This is a genomic window from Trinickia soli, assembly GCF_002879855.1.
Taxonomy (GTDB): domain Bacteria; phylum Pseudomonadota; class Gammaproteobacteria; order Burkholderiales; family Burkholderiaceae; genus Trinickia; species Trinickia soli.
In genome coordinates this window covers 1-436 of sequence record NZ_PNYB01000078.1, presented here as the reverse complement: position 1 = coordinate 436, position 436 = coordinate 1, and the positions used below count along the sequence as shown (strand labels likewise).

The following is a 436-nucleotide window of genomic DNA, read 5'->3' as shown; positions in this document are numbered from 1 at the left end:
GAATTAAATCAGTTACCATATAAAATGTGTTAGGTAAAAGTAATACAAATATAAAGCTATATATGACGAAGAGCGGCCATTCATATTTTTTATTGGGTTTAAATAAACGCAAAAGTAGGCTTAGCTCAAAAGGTATATATGCTAAAAATAAATTTAATGTCATAAATTGATATATTTTATTCTCAAATAGTGACGCAATAAATAATACTAAAAAGTAAATTCTAGCGATGTATCGTGAATTCATAAATGATATACACTACTTTCTAATGAAAAAAGTTGTTCATATTAATGTGGTAATTATAATTACATTCAAAACTTTATTTAAAGGTTTATTTACTATAGAAATGTCTAAACCAAAGTGCGAATGCATTTATAATTAAGCATTCATGATAACGTGTGAGTTGATGTGTTTCAACTAAAAAGTAATGTGTTATTG

The 436-nt window shown here is 25.0% G+C and carries 1 protein-coding gene; it reads right to left on the bottom strand.

Annotated features, from left to right (window positions below; genetic code table 11):
• Nucleotides 1-163 (bottom strand): DUF1361 domain-containing protein (locus C0Z19_RS29120; RefSeq protein ID WP_369122801.1); only part of this gene is annotated, 163 nt, incomplete at its 3' end.
• Between the last annotated feature and the right edge of the window lie 273 nt (nt 164-436).